Here is a 22,888-nt window from a genome sequence, read left to right on the forward strand (position 1 = left end):
GTTTTTGTAAGTGATTTATTGGACATATTCTGCGGCCAGCAATTCATCCAGTTGATTCATACTCATGACGGTACCTTCTTTAAAGCCTCCTTCTACGAACCATTTGATGGTAGATTCATCATCAAAGGTAATCACCGTATCAACCTTCGTTCTGTTACCGTCAATGGATGAGAATTTAGTATCCCGGTATGATTTTGGCCCATCGGTAACCGGATTACCATTTCCGTCACAAAACATACCCATTATTGAAATGGAGCTGCCATTTTCTATTGCAGTAAATTTACCATACACCCAATGTTTCTGACCTTCCGGGCTAATCATGGCATACAGCGATATTCCGCCAACGGTAAAATCCCATATTTTGGTTTTGGCCGTCCATGGTTTCGGCGCTACCCATTTGTCAAGCAGATCAGGCTCTGTAAAGGCTTTCCATACTTTTTCAATCGGCGCGTTAAATTCGCGTATCATATGAATTTTTTTAGCGGCCAGGTCTGGTTCGAACACAAAATTGTTTGTCATGATTGTTTAGTTTTATAATTCGTTTAATAGGTTATCTAACTGATCAAAACGAGTCTCCCACAACTTGCGGAAGGCTTCCATCCAATGGTCTATCTCTTTCATTTTATCAATATTTAGCTGGTAATAAATTTCGCGTCCGCTGTGTGTTTGGTCAACGGCGCCGCATTCGGCCAAAATCTGGATATGTTTTGACACTGCCTGTCGGCTGCTGCCAAAATGCACGGCAATGGCGTTGGGAGTCAGGGCGCCTACAGTAAGTAATGTCAGGATCGCCCTGCGGGTCGGGTCGGCTATAGCCTGGTAAATATCGCGTCTCATATATATTTGCAACTGATTGATTGCAAATATAACTGCAACCAATCAGTTGCGCAAATTTATTTGAAAATATTTTTAGTGAGCCCTATTCTATCCGCTGTTCGAAGTCTCTGACTTCGGATAGCGAGCGAGATTAACTCTGTCAGGACGCTTGCGGGGCGGGAGCAAATACATCTCGGCTTATACCGGCAGGTATTTATTGATTATTTTACCATTTTTGTAAACGGTTGAGCTCTCTAATTTCAGCACTTTTTGCTCCTTAAAAATTGTAAGTCCATTCCCGATGGCAACCGGGTTACTGAAAATATAATATTCATCAATAAGGTTCAGGCTGATCAGCGAACTTGCAAAATTGGCGCCGCCATAAACCATAATATCCTTGCCCGGTTCTTTTTTCAGCGCCTGTACTGCAGTGGCCAGGTCTCCGTTTTCCACTTCTAAGTTCCTGCCTTTGATAGCCGTTTGTGTGCGGCTGAAAACAATCTTGCGCATATTTACCATCCGTTGCGCCAAAGATTGTTCCGGGCTATCGGGTAGGTTGTCGACCACATTTTCCCAGTGATCGATGAATTCCCGAATCATGCCGCGTCCCAGCAAAATGATATCGCAACTGTCGGCAAGCTCAATTACTTTCCTGAAACCAGCTTCATCCCGTTCGCCGGGTATCCACATCCAGTCCAGCTCACCATTTGGCCCGGCTACAAAACCATCAATGGTCATTTGCACCTGTAATTTTAATTTTCTCATAGAATTAATTTTTAAAAGGTGATTGTGGTCTTTCTATCACAAATATCTGCAAACGGTCCATGACATTGGGGGTATAATTACGACAAAACAGCAGGTGATTTGCGTAAGAATAGCAGGTGGGGTGCGTACGGCCTAGTCGCCGTGCTTATTTGTCTGAACCATGATTCGAACTTATAAACAGGTAGTCTGAGACTACCGGGATACTTATCCGATTTACAAACTTCGGATTGCGGAGGTGTCTGAACCTGAATTCAACGAATTAAAGAATGAACAGAATTCTGAAAATTTATAAATTCTATTAATTCGAGTTCTGACAAAAACGTTTCACCTCAAATCAATGCAAACTTATCACCCGCGTTACCTGCCAGGTGTCTCCCGCTTGTTTCCAGATACAAATAAACTTATCGGGTTTCGACTCATGGTCATTTTCCTGGTGATTGATAAACCGGTGAAGGCCGATTTCTACTGCACCGAAGTTAGCTATAGGATAAACCTCAATGCTCCCCGGCACAAGCACACGGGTAACCTTGCCGCAGATATTTGCTTTGATGGCATCCAGCACATCCTTTTTAGAGGTAGACAGGCCGCCTTTATCGTGGTAAAACTCCAGGTTATCCGCAAATATCTTAGCCTGCGTATCCATGTCGCAGTTATTATAGGCGTTAAAAAGCACGCTATCCATGTGTACAATCTTGTTGTACAGCTCTTTCGATTCGGGTACATATTTGTATCCTTCCTGCGCCCGGGTAGTTAAACTTGCAGAAAGCATGATCACAGTTAGCAGAATTAAGAGTTTTGATGTTTTTAAAATTTCCATTGGTTGCTTTATTATTTGATTAACAAATTACATAATACTACCAATGAATTCCCAAACACGTGCCAATTAATTAATTAACTTACAATCAATATTTTATACAGAATTGCAAATTTGTCCCCGTACGCTTCTGATACAGGAAATGTGCGTTTTTGATCTATCTCCCAAACGCCCACACCAAAAACTTAGGCATGGCATAAGCCCAGGTATCCACATTATGTGCCCCGCCAACCATTTCAACGTATCGTATGTCAGCGGGACGGGTATAGCCTTTGTCTTCAAGTTCTTTTATCAGGTCAACCGTATCATCAATAGAGTCGATAATACCGTTCTTATTCCTATCAGCAGTTTCATCCCTGGTACCTGTTTGCAGCCAGAATTTCAGGTCAGGTTTATCAGTAGCATTCCTGATGATGCTGTGCATAATGCGGTCGTTATCCGTATAGCCTTTACCTAACTCTTTGCTCCTCCACCAGAATGAACCTGATAGTACACCCACCTTATCAAATAACTGCGGGTTGTTCCAGGCGATGTCCATAGCCGAAAGTCCGCCAAGCGAAAACCCGGCGAAAGCAGTGGTGTTAAAATCTTCTATCCCGGTTTCTTTTTTAATAGCAGGCAGCAATTCTGTAGTGATAAATTGGGTATACGCTGCAGCTTTTGAACCGCGTTGCTTAAAATCAGGTTTACCGGCAGTACCGTATTCCTGCAAACGCTCTTCACTTGCATGTATAGCGGCAACCAACACAGGTTTTATAAAGTGGGTATTATATAAGCCCTCAAGGGTTTCTTTTATTCTTAGATTTTCGGCCTCCTGGCCGTCGTTCAATAACAATAGGTTAAGCGGCTCAGACTGCTCATAATTCTCGGGCAACAGCAAAGTGACCGTTACCTCTCTATCCAAAGAATCAGAATTAATCGTAATTTTTTGTTCAGTCACATCCATTTCACTCACATTCCAACTCCAATACATCTTCAATCAATATTTAAGGGCACAAAAATAGTTTTATCAATTTATTAAATCGCATCTACGTAATAAATTGACAGAATGTTGTCTTTTTAAATCAAACAAGTTAACTTACAGTACTAAAAATCAACACTATCTTGATAGAACAATATCATAAATGGTATTCGCATAACCTGGGGTTAGACGTGGAAATGCTGGTATTCGGCGACCGTGGCTACCCGGTAATTTTGTTCCCTACGTCAGAGGGCAGGTATTATCAGAATAAAGATGAGGGGCTGATAGATGCCGTAAGATGGTTTGTTGACGAAGGACTGGTAAAGATATACTGCCCGGACAGTTTGGACTGGCTAACCTGGTATAACAAAGGTGTTCATCCGACCGACAGGGCGCGTAATTATAATTATTATGACAAAATGCTTTACGATGAACTAGCACCCTGGGTCATGCACGAAACCGGTGTTAACAAAATAGCCACGGCAGGGTGCAGCTTTGGTGGTTACCATGCAGCTAATTTTGGATTAAAGCATCCGGATAAAACAGCGCACATATTCAGCATGAGCGGTGCATTTGATATTAAGCAGTTTGTCGATGGGTTTTATAATGATGATGTTTTCTATAATAATCCGGTCGATTTTTTACCCGGGAGCGACCGATTGGAGCTTTGGCAGATGAACATTATTTTGGGCACTGCCGAACATGATATTTGTTTGGCGGATAACAGAAGAATGTCAAACATTATGGCACAAAAAAATATTAATCATTGGCTGGATATCCGCCCGCATGCAAGCCACGATTGGCCCATTTGGCGCGAGATGTTTCCGCATTATCTGTCAACGATTCGTTAGATGTGTTACAGGGGAGCGGATGGACGCTTTTAGAAGCCTCACCCCAACCCCTCTCCAAGGGGAGAGGGGCTTTAAAGTCCTCTCCTTTGGAGAGGATTTAGGTGAGGCGAAGAATGATTTTAATATTTAAAGATTTAGAATTTAACCCATCATACCATGAAAAAAATAGGCATTCTTTTCGGACAGGAAAATTCATTCCCACAGGCATTTGTAGACCGGATCAACCAAAAAGCAGAAAAAAATATAACGGCTGAGTTTGTGCGCATTGATAAAGTGATGCAGGCAGAACCATTGGATTATGCGGTGATTGTAGACCGTATATCACAGGACGTGCCCTTCTATCGCGCTACCCTAAAAAATGCGGCGATATGTGGTACGGCAGTGATCAACAACCCTTTCTGGTGGAGTGCTGATGAGAAGTTTTTTAATAATGCACTGGCTGTAAAGATTGGTGTGCCGGTACCAAAAACCGTTATCCTGCCGTCAAAAGAATTGCCCGATGATACCACAGACCTTTCATTCCGCAACCTGGCTTACCCGTTGGATTGGGAAGGCATATTCCATTATATAGGTTTCCCGGCTTATATGAAACCTTTCGATGGTGGCGGATGGAAGGAAGTTTACCAGATCAACAACCTGGATGAGCTGTGGGATAAATACAATCTCACCAAGCAATACGTAATGATGCTGCAGGAAGAGATCATTTTTGAAGATTACTTCCGCTGTTATTGCATTGGCGGCAAGCATGTGCGCATTATGCAGTATGAGCCACGAAACCCACACCATCTACGTTACGAGCACGGTAAAGCCCCTGCTGCCAAAAAACTATTAGAAACAGTTAAGGATTATGTGATCAAGCTGAATAAATATTTAGGATACGATTTTAATACAGTTGAATTTGCAATCCGTAATGGTGTGCCTTATGCTATTGATTTCTGCAACCCTGCCCCAGATGCCGAAGTAACCAGTGTAGGCCAGGAAAACTTTGATTGGGTAGTTGAAACCGCTGCTGATTATGCAATAGAGCGCGCTAAAAAGCAAAAGGATAATCATGATAATTTAACCTGGGGCGAGTATGTGAAAACCGGGGCAGCTAATCAGCCATTGCTGGAGCATGAGAAAAAAGTAGAAAAAAAGGCCAGTAAAAAAGAAGCAGAAACAGGTAAAATAGATCATGCTATTAGTGCAGAAGTAACGATAAGAAAGGCGGCAGCACCTAAAAAGGTAGCTAAACCAAAAGCTCCGGCTAAGAAATGATACCACATACCTTATAGCGATGGGTTTGAAACCCATCGCTATAAGGTATAACTAAACCAATAACCAATTATGAACAAGTTTACCCTAGGTGTTGAAGAAGAATTCATGGTGATAGACCCCGTAAGCAGGGAGTTGAAATCGCATGAGCAAAAGATAGTTGATGGCGCCCAAAAGATACATGAAGACCAGGTAAAAGCCGAAATGCACCAGGCCGTGGTTGAAGTGGGCACACATATCTGCAACAACACCCAGGAGGCACGTAAGGAAGTGGGTAAACTGCGCGGAACCGTAGCTCAACTGGCTGGAGAACTTGGTCTGCGCATTGGCGCTGCGGGCACACACCCTTTTTCGCACTGGCAGCACCAGTTGATCACTGATCACCCCCGTTATTTTGAGATCGTGGATGAAATGCAGGAGGCGGCACGTTCAAACCTGATCTTCGGGCTGCATGTGCATGTGGGCATACAGTCGCGCGATCTGGCTATACATATTGCCAACCAGGTTCGTTATTTTTTGCCGCACGTTTATGCGCTGTCAACCAACTCTCCTTTTTGGGAAGGCAGGAATACAGGCTTTAAATCATTCCGCACTAAGGTATTTGACAAATTCCCCCGCACAGGCATACCCGATTATTTTAACAGCATTGAAGAATATGACCGTTACATCAAGCTTTTAGTAAAAACTAACTGCATCGATAACGCTAAAAAAATATGGTGGGATATCCGTGTACATCCATTCTTTGAAACCATCGAATTCAGGATATGCGATTGCCCTATGTTAATAGATGAGACGATGGCCTTTGTGGCTTTATTCCAGGCTTTATGGGCCAAATTGTATAAGCTTCGCCAACAAAATATGTCGTTTATTACGTATAACCGTGCGTTGATCAATGAAAATAAATGGCGTGCAGCACGTTATGGCATCGATGGTAAAATGATAGATTTTGGTAAGGAGATGGAGGTAAACACACGTGCATTGGTATTAGAACTACTGGATTTCGTGGATGATGTAGTAGACGAATTAGGCTGCCGCGATGATCTTCAATATGTACACAAAATACTGGAGCATGGCACAGGGGCCGACAGGCAACTGGCAGTTTACAATCAAAATAATAACTTTGCAGACGTTGTGGACTATATTACTTCACAAACTTTAAAAGGAATATAAATATAGATGTGAGATATTAGATTTGAGTATTGAGATTTAGCGCACTTTGCTTCTTTGTCTCATATCCCATATCTCACGTCTCATATCTTAGAAATGAAATTATGACAGATAAACCGGAAATAAAAGTAGCCATATTAGACCTATACGATGGTATTGCCAATGAAGGTATGCGTGGTTTCCAGGATATTTTGAACCGGTACAAAGCAAAGAACCAGTTAAACCTGAGTTTTGAGATATTTGATGTGCGGGGGAAATGCGAGGCTCCTGATTATAAAGATTTTGACATTTACATCTCAAGCGGCGGTCCCGGCGACCCTTTAATTACAGAGGGTACACCATGGGAAAAAGTATATTTTAACCTGATAGACAAACTGGAAGATCATAACCTATCCAACAATCCGCAAAAGAAACATGCATTTTTTGTGTGTCATTCCTTTCAGCTGATGTGCCGTAAATATCAACTGGGTGAGATCAATACAAGGCGTTCGTCTTCATTCGGCGTGCTGCCTGTGCATCAAACTAAGGCAGGACTGGCGGATCCGGTTTTTGATGGTTTGGCAGATCCATTTTATTCAGTCGACTCGCGCAGCTGGCAAGTGATCCATCCAAATGAAAAACGTTTTGTTGATCTGGGTATGCAATTGCTTGCTATTGAAAAGGAACGCCCACATGTTAATTTGCCAAGGGCAATGATGGCTATCCGTTTTAATGAATATTTTATTTCGACACAGTTCCACCCCGAAGCTGATGCTTTAGGTATGCAAACTTATCTGTCAAAAGAAGAAAAGAAAAAAGAAATTGTAGGAGAACATGGTCTGGATAAATACAACGAGATGCTGGAACGCCTGGAAGACCCGGATAAAATAATGCACACGCAAAATACCATCATTCCAAACTTTTTGGACCAGGCGGTTTTGAGTTTGCAGCCTGTCTGAACCATGATTTTCAGGATTTAAGGATTTTCCTGATTACTGTTTTATACTGTTATTAAATCATGGTAATATATTAATCCTAAAAATCACGGTTCAGACAATTAAGAATTTTTAGAATTTATTTTTTAGGATTTAGAATTTTCCCCAATATGGATCCATCAGCCAGGAAAGCATTCAACGACAATTTTACTCCCGAAAAATACGAGGGATTTTTAGAGTCGTTGAATGATGGCCTGAAAAGCCCCGTGTCATTCCGCGTTGCTGAGACTCCTGTCTTTCTAACCGACGATTTCCGGGATAAACTTCTGGCGGCTGGCGAAGGCATTATCAATGTTATCCTTCAACCTGATTTTAAGCAATTAACCGAAAGGGCGATCCCAGAAAAATGGAGTGTTGCCAATGAAAATGATCATCCGCATTTCATCGCACTTGACTTTGGCGTTTGCCGGGATGAGAAGGGCAATATCGTTCCAAAACTAATCGAGCTGCAGGGGTTTCCATCTCTATATGGTTTCCAGGTTTACATGGGCGATCATTACAGGGATACTTTTGACATACCCGAAAACTGGACGATCTACTTTAGTGATCTTGAGGGCGAAGAGTATATCGACCTGCTTAAAAAAACCATCATAGGCCCCTACCAGCCGGATGAAGTTGTACTGATGGATGTAAACGCCCCTGAGCAAAAAACAGCAGTCGACTTTTACATCACCCAAAATCAAATCGGTATACCAATAGTTTCTTTGAGTGACCTTATTGAGAAAGATAACAAGCTATTCTATGAACAAAATGGCGCGTTAAAACCAATAAAACGAATCTACAACCGCTTGATATTTGATGAGATCGAAAGCGACCCGGATATCTTTAACAAGGTGGTAGATATCCGTAAAGCGTTTGATGTAGAATGGATCACACACCCCAACTGGTTTTACCGTATCAGTAAATTTACCATGCCCTTTTTAAAGGGTGATTATATCCCAAAAACACAATTTCTTAACCAGGTAAAAAATATCCCTGCCGATCTTGAAAATTATGTATTAAAGCCATTGTTTTCATTCGCCGGCCAGGGTGTGATCATCGATGTAAGTTCTGAGGATATTAAGAATATAAAAGACCCGGAGAATTGGATATTACAGCAGAAAGTAAACTATGAACCCGTTGTAAAAGCGCCCGACGGTGGTGTAAAAGTGGAGATACGCTTACTTTTCCTTTGGCCTGATGGCGAAAGTAAACCGACGCTTGCTATTAACCTGGCACGCTTAAGTCGTGGCAAAATGATTGGTGTTAGGTATAATAACGATTTTGACTGGGTGGGCAGCACCGTAGCCTTCATGCGAAAGTAAAATCTTATACTATTACGGTTGTATATTCGTATATAGATAAGAAAATGTATTAAATTTGTGACGTGAATATTCAATTAATCATAGTGATATTACTTTTTGTCGCTGCCGTCATTTACGTTGGCCGTTTGGTTTATAAAAGCCTTACAGCCAAAAGCGGATGCGGTACAAACTGTAAGTGCGGGGTGGATTTTTCAAAAATTGAAGCACCTATAGCCGATAAATAGACTCTTATCACAATACCGATTATACTTTTAAGAATATTAGATCTTAATGGCCGAAAAACAGGTTTTTCAAGCTGATACCCCCGGCAGGTGGACGCGTTTTAAATGGCTTAGCCGGTTTCTACTTATTGTTCTGGCTGCTGCCGTAGTAGCTGCTGCAATAACTGTTACCTCAAAGCAGTACCCCAGTTTACCCAATCTAAATCCTGCTCCAAAAAAGCTTACTAAGGATGAATTAGAACAACTAAAAAGATCGACAAAGTATAAAGACTTTAAAATTGATACGGAACGTATCGGTGTTTTAAAACGTAAGCTAAAGCAACATCAACTCAAGCACCCGAACAATAAAGACCGTATTAATGCGGCATTCTATCGTGCCTGGGAACCACAAGCCTATTCTTCGCTGGTTGACCATATAGCCAGGCTGGATATGGTGATAACTGAAGGCTTTACGGTAACACAAAATGCAGATACAATAACGGCCAAAATTGATACCGGCTTAACCAATCTTAACAAAAAATACAAAAAACCGGTACTGGTATCCATCTCCAACTATATTAACTATGATTCCCAACATGGCGGATTTGATACAAAGGATATTTACCGCATAGTAAAAAGCAAAAAGCTGCGTACAACGTTTATTAACAGTGTTGCTGTACAATTAACTAAATATCATTTCCAGGGTATTAACCTTGAACTGGACAATATTAAAGACCGGAACGATCCTGATTACGTGGCATTTGAGAAGGAACTTTATGAGATATTACATCCGCAGGGTTTCCTGGTAACTACCAATGCATGGCCTAATGATGACCAATATGATATTACCAAGTTGCAGCATTTTAATGATTTCCTGTTCATCATGGCTATTGATGAACACACGGATGAATCTAACTCTGGCGACCTTTCAAACCAACGCTGGGCAGAGGAAATACTGGATGCCGTATGTTCTAAGATACCTAGCGAAAAAGTAATATTTACCGTACAGGCGGGTGGCTATGACTGGCCCGAAAGCAGCACAGGTAAAGCAATAAGTTACCAGCAGGCAATCAGCTTTGCACAGGAAAACAATAGCAAGATCACATTCGACCCAAATTCAGCCAACCTGCATTACAATTATTATGATCAGGATAGTTTGAGGCATACTGTTTACTTTACCGACGCAGCTACCAACTTTAACGTGATCCGCAAAGCGGATGACTGGGCAACGGGTGGTGTGGCACTCTGGAGGTTAGGCGCCGAAGACCCAAGATTGTGGTCGTTCTTTCAGAAAAATCTATCAATTGATTCATTAAGAAAAACAGGTGTTGATATCAAAAGATTGCAAACTGTAGGTTTGAACAACAGGATAGATTATGCCGGTGATGGTGAAGTTTTGGATTTGGTGACCACGCCTACTACAGGCGAGATCAATGTTGGAATGGACACCGTCAATTATGTCATCACCAACCAAAAATATATTAAACTGCCTACCAAATATGTGATCAGGAGGTATGGCTATGCGCCCGGAAAGATCGTATTAACTTTTGATGATGGCCCGGACCCTGATTATACGCCAAGGATACTTGATATATTAAAAAAAGAACATGTACCTGCCGCATTCTTTGTAGTGGGATCAATGGCTGAGAAAAACATTTCTATTCTTAGGCGAGAGTACGAAGAAGGCTACGAAATAGGTAACCACACCTTCTTCCACCCGGATATTTCGGCAGTAGGTATACAGCGTGTAAACCTGGAGTTGAATGCTACCCGCAAACTGATTGAATCGGTTACCGGCAGAAGCACCATATTGTTTAGACCACCGTTCAACGCGGATGCTGAACCACAGACATTAGCTGAGGTAATTCCGGTAGCAGAAAGCCGGAAACAAAGCTACATCACCATTGGCGAATCAATTGACCCCTGGGACTGGCAGCCTGGCGTTACTGCCGATAGTATAATTGCGCGTGTCATTAAGCAAAAAGATGCAGGATCTATGCTATTGCTTCATGATGCGGGAGGTGATACCCGTGAAGAAACGGTAAAGGCACTGCCAGAGATCATCCACTTCTTCAAAAGTCATGGTTATCAATTTACCACGATTGCAGATGTTCTGCACAAGAACAAAGCTGATTTGATGCCTCCCATCAGGGATGATGCAAATAGCGGTGTAATGGGCACTTTGTATGATATTTTTATACAGGGATTTTTCTATGGCAACTGGTTCTTATTATATCTGTTTTTATCCGCTATTTTCCTTGCTATTGGTCGTGTTGTGTTGATTGGCGTACTGGCTATAAAACAGTATTATGATGATAAAAAGGGAGAAAAAGAAAGACTTAGCGACAAAGAGCTTGTTTATGTAAGCATCATAGTACCGGCATATAATGAGGAAGTTACCGCTATAAAAACTATCCAGAGCCTTTTAGAAACAGATTATCCGCATTTCGAGATCATATTTATTGATGACGGATCAAAGGATAAAACTTATGAGTTGGTTAATGCTGCTTATGGCCATCACCCGTTGGTTAAGGTACTTACAAAGCCTAATGGTGGTAAAGCTTCTGCATTAAACTTTGGCATTTCACAGGCGAGTTATGATTTTGTGATTTGTATAGATGCCGATACACAGCTAAAAAATGATGCGGTTTATCATTTGATGACTTACTTTACTGATAAGGAAATTGGTGCTGTAGCAGGTACAGTAAAGGTGGGTAACGAAAACAATATGATCACCCTTTGGCAGTCTATCGAGTATATTACCGCTCAGAATATGGACCGCAGGGCATTCGACTTGATCAATAGTATAACTGTAGTTCCGGGTGCTATTGGTGCTTTCCGTAAAGAAGCTATATCTAACGCCGGTGGTTTCACTACAGATACTTTAGCCGAGGATTGTGACCTGACTATGCGTATATTAAAGCAAGGCTATATCGTGAAAAACGCTGGTGAAGCCATAGCCTATACTGAGGCCCCTGAAACATTGAATGCTTTGTTAAAACAACGTTTCCGTTGGAGTTTTGGTGTAATGCAAAGTTTCTGGAAAAATCGTGACGCACTGTTTAACAAAAAGTACAAATTCTTTGGAATGGTAGGCATGCCTAATATTCTTATCTTCCAGATCATATTGCCATTATTCTCACCATTGGCCGATCTGATGATGATTATCGGCTTATTAGGAGACAAACCTGGTAAGATATTGACTTACTATGTAGCTTTTGTGCTGATTGATTTTCTTGTGGCGATTATTGCTTTCAGAATGGAGAAAGAGGATTATAAAAAACTGGTGTATATCATTCCGCAGCGATTTATCTGGAGGCAATTGATGTATTACATTCTGTTTAAGTCGATCCGCAAAGCATTAAAAGGCGAATTAAGTGCATGGGGTGTTTTAAAACGCACAGGAAACGTGAGTGTGAAGGATAAAACATTGCGGGCAGAATAGTCTTAAGTCCGAAAGTTGGGGAAGACCGGAAGCTAAGTGGAGTTGCGGATTTCTTCGTTTACCATTGATAGCAAGATATGCTAACAGTTTTTACTGCCGTTACCAGTAATCTTAGGCAACTTTTTGGTGCACTAGTAGAAGTCTCTATACCGTCTATTCTAAAGACTCTGGACTTAGGACTCCTAACTTAAGACTTTTACAACTTCTCTAACAAACAAACCGCATAAGCAACTACCCCCTCTTCACGGCCTATAAAGCCCATTTGCTCGTTAGTAGTAGCTTTTATGGAGATATCCTCTTCACTGATACCTGCTGCTTTGGCTATGTGCACCTTCATCTCAGGTATATGGGGATTTATTTTTGGTGCTTCCAGGCATACCATCGCGTCAATATTGCCTATTGACCAGCCTTTTTCGCTTAATAAACTGGTCACTTCGTGCAGTAATATCAAACTGCTGATGCCCTTCCACCTGTCATCTTTGTTTGAAAAATGGTAGCCGATATCGCGCAGGTTTGCCGCACCCAACAAGGCATCACATATTGCATGCACTAATACATCAGCATCAGAGTGTCCATAGGCCCCGGAATGATGTTCAAGGTTTACTCCACCTAAAACAAAAGGGTGCCCGGCTTTTAACTGATGTACATCAAAACCAAATCCTACTTTTATTTTACCCATTATTTATTATCAGTCGAGCCGAAATTTGCTGTCAGTGTAAACCGCAAGGTATTTGCCAAAGGGCTGTTTTGCTGACTGGCAGCAATGTAAGAAAAATCAAACGCAAAAGATTCGTATTTGAAACCCGTGCCTAAAGTAAAATAATGTAAACCGCCCTTATTGGGATTTTGATAATAATACCCTGTCCTTAATGCGAACATCTTATTATACCAATATTCAATACCCGGCGAAAAGCTTATTTCCTGCAATTCCTCACTAAAACCCCCGGGTGCATCCGAAAACGAACCGAATATACCAGCTGGCACCGATACATTATCATCTTTACCCTTAATAATATTTCCATCAACATCCCTTATCGGGGGCGTAGGAACCAGTAATTTATTCAGATCAAGTGCGAAGGTAAGTTGATTGGTTTCGTCCAAATTCATGGTATTAGCCACTCCAATCTTTAAGTTAGTAGGCAAAAAATACTTGGTACCGTTATCAGAGTAGCTAATCTTTGAGCCTATATTAGAAATATTAGTACCGAATGCAAATGTGGCATCATTACCAAATTCCTGGATCGGTTTCCTGTAATAAAATGAAATATCTGCTCCAACGGCATTACCCGCTTTAGTTTGCTGGCTTGACGAAGAAGCATAACCAGTATACAAATTTGAGTGAATATATCTTAAAGTTAAGCCGAGTGAAAAGTCGTTACCAAACGTACGTGCAAAAGAGCCATCAATCGAAAATTCGTTAGGTGTATAAGTACCCTGGTTGTTTTGGCTGTTATCCGTTAAATTAATAGTCCCCAGGTTAAAGTAACGTATAGATGCTCCGATAGTATTCCGGTCATCCAACTTATGCGCATATCCTAAATAAGAAAGGCTTACATCAGGAACCAGGGAACGTAACCATGGACTATAAGATGCAGATATATCATCAGTGCCTTCAATAAATGCGAGCTTTGATGGGTTCCAGAAATTTGCGTTTGCATCAGGTGATATAGCTACACCGGCCTCACCCATCCCACCTGAGCGTGAATCAGGTGTGATAAGCAGAAATGGTACTGCAGTAGGTATTGCGCTTGAACTTGTTCCATTAGTATTGGTAGTAGTAGTACCGCCGCTGTTTATTAATTGTGAAAATGCTGCAGATGGCAACAAAAGTAATAGGTAAAAGAAAACTCTTTTAATGGTTAGGTTGAAAAAAATCATTTGGCGCAATATAGCTTATTATTTACTATTAAAAAAAACCTTTGTTTTTTGAGAATTAATTGATTGGAGATAAACTAAGGCCGAAAATCATAAGATTCTGCGACACCAAATCAACAAAAAATAGATTTGTGTAACTCAATACGAATTTTTACGTTTAAAGCCATATCAAGGTTCATTCAGATTTGATCAATGCACCAAACTGAGTTTAATTATTTTAATTATTAATTCAATTTTTTAGATTTACCCATTATTAATTAGTAAAAATATGAAAATACTTTTTACGAGAACTGCTTTAGTGCTGTTAGGTTTAGGAGCCCTTGTTAGCAGCTGCAGTAAACGTCCCCAATCGCAAAAAACCGGTATCACTTATAACGATAAGTATAACGGTGGATATGAGCGGTTCAGACAAACGCATCCATCTCCCGGGCCGGGCGTTATCCCAATTGAGGGTGGTACATTTGTAATGGGTGGAAGTGCCGATCAGGATGTTACTTTTGATTATAACAATGTACGCCGCAGGGTTACTGTCCCTTCATTTTATATGGACGAGACAGAAGTGTCAAACCAGGACTGGCTTGACTACTTACACTGGATAAGTGTAACCTTCCCGGACGACCACGAATACTATTATAATGCGGTGCCTGACACTCTTGTGTGGCGTAAACCGCTATCTTATAACGAGCCTTATGTAGATAATTATCTGCGTAACCCTGCATTCCAGGATTATCCGGTTGTAGGTGTAACCTGGGATCAGACACAGGATTATTGCACATGGAGAACTGACCGTATGAATGAGAATATTCTTCGTGAAACCGGCAGATTAAAAACCTGGCAAGAATTAAACGGAGCCAAGGGTAAAAGTGCCCAGGCTGGCGGTTCGGCAAATAGTAAAGACCCTTTCAATACGGCTATTTATCTGAACGGCCAATATAAAGGCCCTGGTATCGATGGTAAAAACATGGTACCGGATATTAGTCCAAATGCAAAACCATCTACTGGAAAAGGTGGTGGTAAAGCAGTAAGGCCTGTACGTATGGAAGATGGTATTGTAAAACAAGGTTATCGCCTTCCATCAGAAGCCGAATGGGAATATTCAGCACTTTCACTGGTTGGAAATACCACATTTGAAAACGAAAGTGCAGGTAAAATATATCCATGGAACGGTTTGGGCGTACGCTCTGCCAAGAGACAAACACGTGGCTTAATATTAGCCAACTTCAAACGTGGATTGGGTGATAACATGGGTGTAGCTGGTTATTTGAATGATAAAGCCGATATTACTGCTCCTGTACGTTCATACGTTCCCAATGATTTTGGTTTGTATAACATGGCGGGTAACGTTAACGAATGGGTACAGGATACATATCGTCAAACCTCTTTCGAAGAAGTTGAAGACTTTAACCCTTTCCGCGGTAATGAATTCAAGGACAAACGCCTTTCAGATCCATCCAAAGGATATTACGCTAAGGACAAATACGGAAAACCTATACTTGACCCTGCAAAATCAGGAAAGAAAATGAAATACGCCGACCTGATCGCTTTACAGCAGGCACAAAATACTAATACTACTGCTGGTGCGACAGATGCGAATGGAAATGCAACAACACCCCCTGCTGCTACCCCTACGCCGGCAGGCACTACTGTAGCCCCCGTTGCTGCTCCGAAAAGTTCACTTGCAGGTAAGCCTTACAATCCTGATTTCAGGGGTGCGCTAGACTCTGTAAATACAACTTTATACGGTACAACTACTTTAGTTAATGACCATTCAAAAGTCTTCAAAGGCGGTTCATGGAATGATTTGGCTTACTGGTTAAATCCTGCAACCCGTCGCTTTATGAACGAGGATGAGTCGAGTGCAGAAGTTGGCTTCCGTTGCGCAATGACAATGGTTGGCCAGCCTGAGATCAATCCTGGCGGTAAACCGCATTACAGAGTTAAACAGGCTAAACCATATAAAGCTCACTAAACATATACCTTATAACAGTAAAAAAGGGTGCCCGTAAACGTTTACGGGCACCCTTTTTATTTTAATCAAATTCCTGAAAGTCAAAAATATAGCTATGCCAATTATTGGAATATCACCATCACCTGCCCCTTCTCAACTTTGTCACCAGGCTTTATTTTCACAGTTTTTACAGTAACATCCGCAGGCGATTTGATAATATTTTCCATCTTCATCGCCTCCAATATAAACAGGTTATCCCCTTTCTTTACTTCGGCGCCTTCGGTTACAAATAACTTAAGTACCATACCCGGCATCGGAGCTTTAATTTCACTTACCCGGGAAGTATTCAAAGCACTCAAACCCAATTGGTCAAGCAAAATATCAAACTGATCCTTTGCTTCAACAGTATAGATAGTACCATTTACTTTTATTTCGGCTATTTTAGTTTCCCTGTTAAAGCTTACAACTTCCGCGTTATAAGATTTAAGATCATTCAAAATGTGAAATATCGAAGGCTGTAATTGCTGAATATCTATATTCACCCGTTTGCCATTGATCAATAGCTTGCCCTCATCTTTTTCAAGCTTATAATCTATGCCGTTTATTTTTAGTTGGTACATTCTTTTGGATTTGAGATGTTAGATATGAGATCTGAGATTGGTAAGATTCAATATTAGAATTTAGGTTTTAGAGATTAGAATTTATTATTTACTGAGTTAATACATATTGCACCATATTAGCGCCCATTTTTAAGGCTTTTATGCGGGTTTCTTGTGTATCGCCGGCATAAGTTCCATAGTCCTCCCATCCGTTGCCCAGATCGCACTCATAATCGTAGAAACAAACCAGGCGCCCTTTGTAGATCAGGCCAAAACCCTGTGCCCGTTTTCCTTCATGCTCATGCACTTTAGGCAGCCCATTCGGGAAATCATATTTTTGGTGGTAGATAGGATGATTAAGCGGCAGTTCCACAAAATCAAGTTCAGGGAAAACCTTTTTCATTTCACGTCTAATAAATTGATCAAGTCCATAGTTATCGTCAATATGCAAAAAACCACCACCGGTTAAATATTTACGCAGGTTGCGGACCTCCTGATCAGAGAAGATCACATTGCCATGCCCTGTCATAAAAATAAATGGATAATTAAATAGCTCGGCACTTCCTACATCAACCACTTCGTCTTCTGCCTGGAAATTAGTTTTTAAGTTTTCATTACAAAACTTGATGAGGTTAGGCAATGCGGTCCTGTCGCCATACCAATCGCCTCCGCCATTATACTTCAGCTTGGCCATCTTATAGGTTGGTGCATTAAAACTGCTCAAACTTAATAATGCCAGTACTGCTATAAATGAAAAGATTCTCATACACGGTTCAAAAAATTCACTTCAAAACAGGCTTCTAAAGCTGCTGTCTCAGTGCGTAAACGACTTTCACCTAAAGTTAGGGCTTTAAAATCATTATTTAACGCTTCACCGATCTCTTTTGGTGTAAAATCGCCCTCGGGTCCAATTAATATTAAGTATTTTCCGAATGGCTTGAGCTCCTCTTTTAAAGTAAACTTATCGTCAGGCTCACAATGTGCAATAAATTTTTGTCCATCAAATCGGGTTGATATCAATTTATTAAGGGCTACGGGTTCATTTAAAACCGGATGCCATGCTTTAATAGATTGCTTTATAGCCGCGGTGATGATCTTATTCAGGCGCTCAACCTTGGCTTCCTTGCGCTCAGAGCGTTGGCAAATGATAAGAGAAATTTCATCTATGCCAATTTCAGTTGCCTTTTCAAGAAACCACTCCAGTCGTTCAATATTTTTTGTAGGTGCTATCGCTATGTGGAGATAATGGTTCCTCTTATGAAAATCTTTCTCTATTGAAACGATACGTAGTTGTGTTCTTTTCGGGTGGGCATCAGCTATAGCGGCTGTATAAAAATTCCCTCGTCCGTCAATAAGTTCAATTTCGTCACCAGGTTGCAAACGTAATACTTTTACGCAATGCTTGCTTTCCTCTTCATTTAGAAAATAGGTTGAAGATGCAGCATCTATATCCGGTGTATAAAAGAGTTGCATTTCCAAAAGAGGTTTTAATGCAGATCGATTGTATCCTCGGCGTTCAGTAACAATTCAAGCTTCACCGATTCTATATTCTGATCCGACTTTTTCAATACAGTAATATTATAGCCGTTGGATTCCTTTTGCTCACCTACATCTGGTATTTTACCAAATATGTCACCCAGCCAGCCCGAAACCGTATCGAAGTCTCCATCTTCGGGTAAATCATGTGGCAAATGGCTGTTCACATCATATATAGGTGCAAGAGCATTTACTATAAATTCCGTATCATTTACCTTTTCAACTATAGGCTTTTCCTCATCATATTCATCCTGAATATCGCCTACCAGTTCTTCAACAATATCTTCCAGGGTAACCATACCTGCAGTACCTCCAAACTCGTCCAATACAATAGCTATTTGTATGCGTTTTTGCTGCAACTCGGCCATCAGATCGTTTATCTTTTTTGTTTCAGGAATAAAGTAAGGCTTGCGGATAATATCTTTTATAGCGAAGACCTTCTTATGAACCAATAGGGGCAGAACATCCTTTGCATGAACAATACCTACTATCTTATCAATAGTTTCTTCATAAACAGGAATACGTGAATAACCTTCGGTTATCAGCATCTCTAATAATTCTTCCTGATTTGTATCGATCTCTACGCCTGATATTTTGGTACGGGGCACCATGATATTTTTAACAACGCGCTCATTAAAATCGAAAACATTCTGAATAAGCTCATGCTCGGTTGAATCCAAAGCACCTGTTTCTTTACCTTGTTCAAGCAGGTACTGTAACTCTTCCGAACTGTGGTGGGCCTCACTACCCGGTACCGTATTTATACCAAATGATTTCAATATAAAGTTTGCAAACCCGTTCAAAAACCAAATGAAAGGCCTGAAAACAAGGAAAAAGAAACGAAGTGGAACAGCAATAGTCATTACCGTACGCACCGACCGCTGTATAGCTACCGATTTTGGTGCCAGTTCACCAAATACTATATGTAATACAGTAATGAACACGAAGGCCACTATGTGGCTGGTATTTATTATTATCGGAGAAGTTATAATAAGGCCAAAAATCGAAAACAGGTTCAGCATCAATTTGGTAACAACCTCCTGCCCAGCCCAGCCTAAGCCCAGTGAAGCAATGGTAATACCCAATTGTGTTGCGGCCAGGTAACCATCAAGATTACCCATGATGCCTTTGGCTACTTTTGCCGTGCGGCTACCCGCCTTAGCTTTAATTTCTATCTGCGAGCCCCGCACCCTTACCATGGCAAACTCAGCAGCCACAAAAAAGCCATTTAATAATACCAGGCACCCGGTGAGAACTATATAATAACCGTTTATTTCAAGATCAGGGCCCATTTACTGATTTATTGGTACGAGGGAAAAGTAGATTTATACAATTCCAGGCTTTCTAATATCGCTTTATGTGCGTAGCGCTTACCCAAAAGGTGTTCAATAGTGACATTTTTACCTTCAAGCTTTTTATAGTCCTGGAAAAAACGAACGATCTCTTTCATAGCGTGCGGCGGCAATTCGCTTAAATCGTCAATATAATTAACAGACATATCATTCTTAGCTACCGCAATAATCTTATCATCCTGCTCTCCATTGTCCACCATATGCATTACACCCACTACTTTAGCTTCGATGATTGACATCGGGAATACATCAACAGAGCACAATACTAAAATATCCAATGGGTCATGATCATCGCAATAAGTCTGCGGTATAAACCCATAATTTGCAGGATACATTACAGATGAAAAAAGAACCCTGTCTAATTTTAGCAATCCTGAATCTTTATCTATCTCATATTTAGCTTTTGATCCTTTGGGGATCTCAATTATTGCATTTACTATGTCAGGCATATTTTCGCCCGGTGAAACCTGATGCCAGGGGTGCTGTGTACTCATTATTTATTATAGTTATAAATTCTATTCTGTCGTTTCTTTACTAAATACCTTTTTCAGGTAAGCAAAAAGTAACGGAATAGATGTAATTAATATTAATCCCAATATCACATACTTAAGGTAAAATTTAATCTCATCAGGGTATTTTCTTCCTAAAAAGAACCCTGCTAAAGTTAAAGTGCTTACCCAGGTTATGCTGCCTATTAAATTGTATAAGGTGAATTTTTTGAAATCCACTTTGACCACTCCTGCAAAGATAGGAGCAAAAGTTCTAATTATAGGGAAAAATCTGCCTAAAACAAGAGCCATGCCTCCGTACTTTGCATAAAATTCTTCAGCCATGGTTACATAACGCTTTTTAAAAAACAAGGATTCGTTGCGTTTAAACAGAACCGGGCCTGTTCGGTAACCAAACCAATAGCCCGCATAATTACCTAAAACTCCGGCAATGATCAGTGAAATAACCAGTGTATAAATGGGGACATCGACAATTCCGGCTGCGCATAAAATCCCTGCTAAAACCAGCAAGTAATCACCCGGCAGAAAGAAACCGAAAAACAATCCTGTTTCGGCAAAGATTACAACTAGTAAAAGATAAAAGCCACCTGTCCGTATTATGGATTGAGCGTCTGTTAAATTTTGAAGATGTTCCCAGAATTGTTCCATTCACTATCTCCGTAAAACTACTAATATAAAATTAATTAATAGTACTGTAATTACGGATTATATGAGGTTGGCTATAAAACCCGGGCAAACGCCAATCACAATAGTTGCCAAAGCCGCCAATCCCAATACAAAACTGAAATAACCGGGTACTGTCACTTCATCACGTTCGCTGCTGCGGAAATACATGGCTATGATCACCCTGAAATAGTAGAAAATGCTGATAATAGCATTCACAACAGCCAGGATAACTAAGGTAGTATGGTATTGTGCCAGCGCTCCTGAGAACACAAAGAATTTACCGATAAAGCCCGCCGTAAGTGGAATACCCGCTAACGATAACATTGAAATAGTTAAAACCAGCGCAAGAAAAGGGTTTCTTTTTGCCAGACCATTAAACGTATCGAAGTTATCGCTACTTGCTTGCTGCTGAACCAGTATCAGGGCTCCAAACGCTATGATAGATGCAATGGAATAGGCCGTGGAGTACATAAATACAGCGTTAGCGGAGCTACTTCCCAAAGCCACTATAGCAAAAAGTAGATACCCGGCATGCGAGATACTGGAAAATGCCAGCATCCTTTTAAAGCTTTGCTGATATAATGCAGTAATATTGCCAATAAACAAGGTAATGATAGTGATGATGAGCAATGCGGGCATCCAGAATTCAGACATTGGCGCAAAGCATTCTGAAAACAAACGCAGGAAAGCAGCAAAACCAGCAACTTTAACTACCGTAGACATAAAAGCGGTAATCAATGTAGGTGAACCTTCGTAAACGTCAGGTATCCAAAAATGGAATGGTGCAGCCCCAACTTTAAAACATAATCCTACTATGATCAGCATAATACCAGTTCCTAGCATCGGATCAATGCCTTTGGGATTCGCTAATGTCCAGTCGCGTATTGCCTGCAGATTAAATGAACCTGTAGCGCCGTAGATCAAAGTAATACCGAATAGTAAAAATCCCGTGGAGAATGCTCCCATCAGGAAATATTTTAACGAAGCCTCGTTTGAAGCAAAATCGTTCTTTTTGATACCTGCCAGTATGTAGAGGCTCACCGACATAATTTCGATACCGATAAACAGCATCGTTAAATTATTGTAAGAAAGCATTACGATGATACCTGCTAATGAGAACAGAATAATGGCATAATATTCGGCAACGTGACTGCTTATTTTTTCAAAATATTCTTTGGACAGCAACAATATCAGTATTGTAGAAATAATGGTGATCGCTGAAAATGCTATTGCGAAGTTGTCAAACAACATCATGCCATGGAAAATTGGCTGGGCATTATTAGATTTTGTCCATTCCATTACAGCTAATCCTAATGCAACAAGCAAACCTATCACGGTAACCGGCAATAAAGCATTTTTAGCCTTAAACAGGCCTAAATACAGCACCAGTATAGGTAAAACAGATAATATAATTAAGGTATTCATTCCTTTTGAAGTTCTAAATTCTAAACTCTAAATTCTAAATCAGATATTCTAGTTACTCTTTATTTTTTCCAGCATGGCTCCAAAAATCTTCATTAGTTCTGTAGCCTCCTGTATTAGTAAAGCTCTTTGAGCTTCTGATAATTCATTTATATCTATTAGTCTGAGCCATAAACGACTCTCTTTTGCTTCTTTTCTGCAAATTTTTATTCTATGCACAAAATCGTTACGACTAAAACTTTCATTTGCTTCTATAAAATTAGCTGCAACCGATCCTGACGAACGGACAAGCTGTTTATAATATTCAATGTTATGTATGGACTTATCTATCTTTTTTAAAAACTCCTTACAATTATTGGCGAAATCAAATGTCCTATCCTCCAGATCAAACTTTTTAACATATTCAGTTCCTTCGTCCACTCAAATTAGA

23 protein-coding genes are annotated in these 22,888 nt (G+C 40.6%); 8 read left to right on the forward strand and 15 right to left on the reverse strand.

The window, feature by feature from the left end:
- Positions 1-15: 15 nt before the first annotated feature.
- From ACPPVU_RS23635 to ACPPVU_RS23655, 5 genes are all read right to left on the reverse strand, one after another.
- A complete protein-coding gene (locus ACPPVU_RS23635) occupies positions 16-519 on the reverse strand; it encodes an SRPBCC domain-containing protein (protein WP_426669202.1) in 504 nt (167 codons plus the stop codon).
- A 12-nt stretch (positions 520-531) separates the two neighbouring features.
- Entirely contained in the window at positions 532-837 is a 306-nt protein-coding gene (locus tag ACPPVU_RS23640) for an ArsR/SmtB family transcription factor (RefSeq protein WP_426669203.1), read from the reverse strand.
- A gap of 177 nt (positions 838-1,014) precedes the next feature.
- Positions 1,015-1,581, reverse strand: a complete 567-nt coding sequence (locus ACPPVU_RS23645; RefSeq protein WP_426669204.1) for a dihydrofolate reductase family protein — start codon at positions 1,579-1,581, stop codon at positions 1,015-1,017.
- A 334-nt stretch (positions 1,582-1,915) separates the two neighbouring features.
- Positions 1,916-2,398 carry a nuclear transport factor 2 family protein gene (locus tag ACPPVU_RS23650; protein WP_426669205.1) on the reverse strand — a complete coding sequence of 161 codons (483 nt, stop codon included), beginning with the start codon at positions 2,396-2,398 and terminating at the stop codon, positions 1,916-1,918.
- Positions 2,399-2,552: 154 nt separating this feature from the next.
- A complete protein-coding gene (locus tag ACPPVU_RS23655; protein WP_426669206.1) occupies positions 2,553-3,368 on the reverse strand; it encodes an alpha/beta hydrolase in 816 nt (271 codons plus the stop codon).
- A gap of 131 nt (positions 3,369-3,499) precedes the next feature.
- On the opposite strand from ACPPVU_RS23655, the gene ACPPVU_RS23660 reads away from it, so the two are divergent.
- From ACPPVU_RS23660 to ACPPVU_RS23690, 7 genes are all read left to right on the forward strand, one after another.
- On the forward strand, positions 3,500-4,207 hold the full coding sequence (locus ACPPVU_RS23660) for an esterase family protein (protein ID WP_426669207.1): 708 nt from the start codon (positions 3,500-3,502) through the stop codon (positions 4,205-4,207).
- 156 nt (positions 4,208-4,363) lie between these two features.
- A complete protein-coding gene (locus ACPPVU_RS23665) occupies positions 4,364-5,464 on the forward strand; it encodes an ATP-grasp domain-containing protein (protein WP_426669208.1) in 1,101 nt (366 codons plus the stop codon).
- Between the two features lie 69 nt (positions 5,465-5,533).
- On the forward strand, positions 5,534-6,631 hold the full coding sequence (locus tag ACPPVU_RS23670; RefSeq protein ID WP_426669209.1) for a carboxylate-amine ligase: 1,098 nt from the start codon (positions 5,534-5,536) through the stop codon (positions 6,629-6,631).
- Positions 6,632-6,732: 101 nt separating this feature from the next.
- Positions 6,733-7,566 (forward strand): type 1 glutamine amidotransferase, encoded by an 834-nt coding sequence (locus ACPPVU_RS23675; RefSeq protein ID WP_426669210.1) that lies wholly within the window; start codon positions 6,733-6,735, stop codon positions 7,564-7,566.
- Between the two features lie 146 nt (positions 7,567-7,712).
- Complete coding sequence (locus ACPPVU_RS23680) at positions 7,713-8,906, forward strand: hypothetical protein (protein WP_426669211.1); 1,194 nt, start codon at positions 7,713-7,715, stop codon at positions 8,904-8,906.
- 83 nt (positions 8,907-8,989) lie between these two features.
- A complete protein-coding gene (locus ACPPVU_RS23685; RefSeq protein WP_426672224.1) occupies positions 8,990-9,130 on the forward strand; it encodes a FeoB-associated Cys-rich membrane protein in 141 nt (46 codons plus the stop codon).
- 46 nt (positions 9,131-9,176) lie between these two features.
- The gene (locus ACPPVU_RS23690; RefSeq protein ID WP_426669212.1) at positions 9,177-12,551 is read left to right on the forward strand and encodes a glycosyltransferase; all 3,375 of its coding nucleotides are present in this window, start codon (positions 9,177-9,179) and stop codon (positions 12,549-12,551) included.
- A gap of 196 nt (positions 12,552-12,747) precedes the next feature.
- Here ACPPVU_RS23690 and ispF read toward each other — a convergent pair whose 3' ends face one another.
- Both ispF and porV read right to left on the reverse strand, forming a co-directional pair.
- On the reverse strand, positions 12,748-13,230 hold the full coding sequence (gene ispF / locus ACPPVU_RS23695; RefSeq protein ID WP_426669213.1) for a 2-C-methyl-D-erythritol 2,4-cyclodiphosphate synthase: 483 nt from the start codon (positions 13,228-13,230) through the stop codon (positions 12,748-12,750).
- Positions 13,230-14,429, reverse strand: coding sequence for a type IX secretion system outer membrane channel protein PorV (gene porV, locus ACPPVU_RS23700; RefSeq protein ID WP_426669214.1), 1,200 nt, complete (start codon positions 14,427-14,429; stop codon positions 13,230-13,232). The genes ispF and porV overlap by 1 nt, the downstream gene beginning before the upstream one ends.
- 265 nt (positions 14,430-14,694) lie before the next feature.
- On the opposite strand from porV, the gene ACPPVU_RS23705 reads away from it, so the two are divergent.
- Positions 14,695-16,395: an SUMF1/EgtB/PvdO family nonheme iron enzyme gene (locus tag ACPPVU_RS23705; RefSeq protein ID WP_426669215.1), complete on the forward strand. Its 1,701-nt coding sequence runs from the start codon at positions 14,695-14,697 to the stop codon at positions 16,393-16,395.
- A 101-nt stretch (positions 16,396-16,496) separates the two neighbouring features.
- Here ACPPVU_RS23705 and ACPPVU_RS23710 read toward each other — a convergent pair whose 3' ends face one another.
- The 8 genes from ACPPVU_RS23710 to ACPPVU_RS23745 form a co-directional block, all read right to left on the reverse strand.
- On the reverse strand, positions 16,497-16,994 hold the full coding sequence (locus ACPPVU_RS23710) for a biotin/lipoyl-containing protein (RefSeq protein WP_426669216.1): 498 nt from the start codon (positions 16,992-16,994) through the stop codon (positions 16,497-16,499).
- An 88-nt stretch (positions 16,995-17,082) separates the two neighbouring features.
- Positions 17,083-17,739: a DUF4159 domain-containing protein gene (locus ACPPVU_RS23715; protein ID WP_426669217.1), complete on the reverse strand. Its 657-nt coding sequence runs from the start codon at positions 17,737-17,739 to the stop codon at positions 17,083-17,085.
- Positions 17,736-18,446 (reverse strand): 16S rRNA (uracil(1498)-N(3))-methyltransferase, encoded by a 711-nt coding sequence (locus ACPPVU_RS23720; protein WP_426669218.1) that lies wholly within the window; start codon positions 18,444-18,446, stop codon positions 17,736-17,738. The genes ACPPVU_RS23715 and ACPPVU_RS23720 overlap by 4 nt, the downstream gene beginning before the upstream one ends.
- Positions 18,447-18,460: 14 nt before the next feature.
- Entirely contained in the window at positions 18,461-19,801 is a 1,341-nt protein-coding gene (locus ACPPVU_RS23725; RefSeq protein ID WP_426669219.1) for a hemolysin family protein, read from the reverse strand.
- Between the two features lie 8 nt (positions 19,802-19,809).
- The gene (locus tag ACPPVU_RS23730) at positions 19,810-20,355 is read right to left on the reverse strand and encodes an inorganic diphosphatase (RefSeq protein ID WP_426669220.1); all 546 of its coding nucleotides are present in this window, start codon (positions 20,353-20,355) and stop codon (positions 19,810-19,812) included.
- Between the two features lie 21 nt (positions 20,356-20,376).
- A complete protein-coding gene (locus ACPPVU_RS23735; RefSeq protein ID WP_426669221.1) occupies positions 20,377-21,018 on the reverse strand; it encodes a DedA family protein in 642 nt (213 codons plus the stop codon).
- 57 nt (positions 21,019-21,075) lie between these two features.
- On the reverse strand, positions 21,076-22,461 hold the full coding sequence (locus ACPPVU_RS23740) for an NADH-quinone oxidoreductase subunit N (protein ID WP_426669222.1): 1,386 nt from the start codon (positions 22,459-22,461) through the stop codon (positions 21,076-21,078).
- 48 nt (positions 22,462-22,509) lie between these two features.
- A complete protein-coding gene (locus ACPPVU_RS23745; protein ID WP_426669223.1) occupies positions 22,510-22,878 on the reverse strand; it encodes a four helix bundle protein in 369 nt (122 codons plus the stop codon).
- Positions 22,879-22,888 lie beyond the last annotated feature (10 nt).

Source organism: Mucilaginibacter sp. McL0603 (genome assembly GCF_049992945.1).
Classification (GTDB): domain Bacteria; phylum Bacteroidota; class Bacteroidia; order Sphingobacteriales; family Sphingobacteriaceae; genus Mucilaginibacter.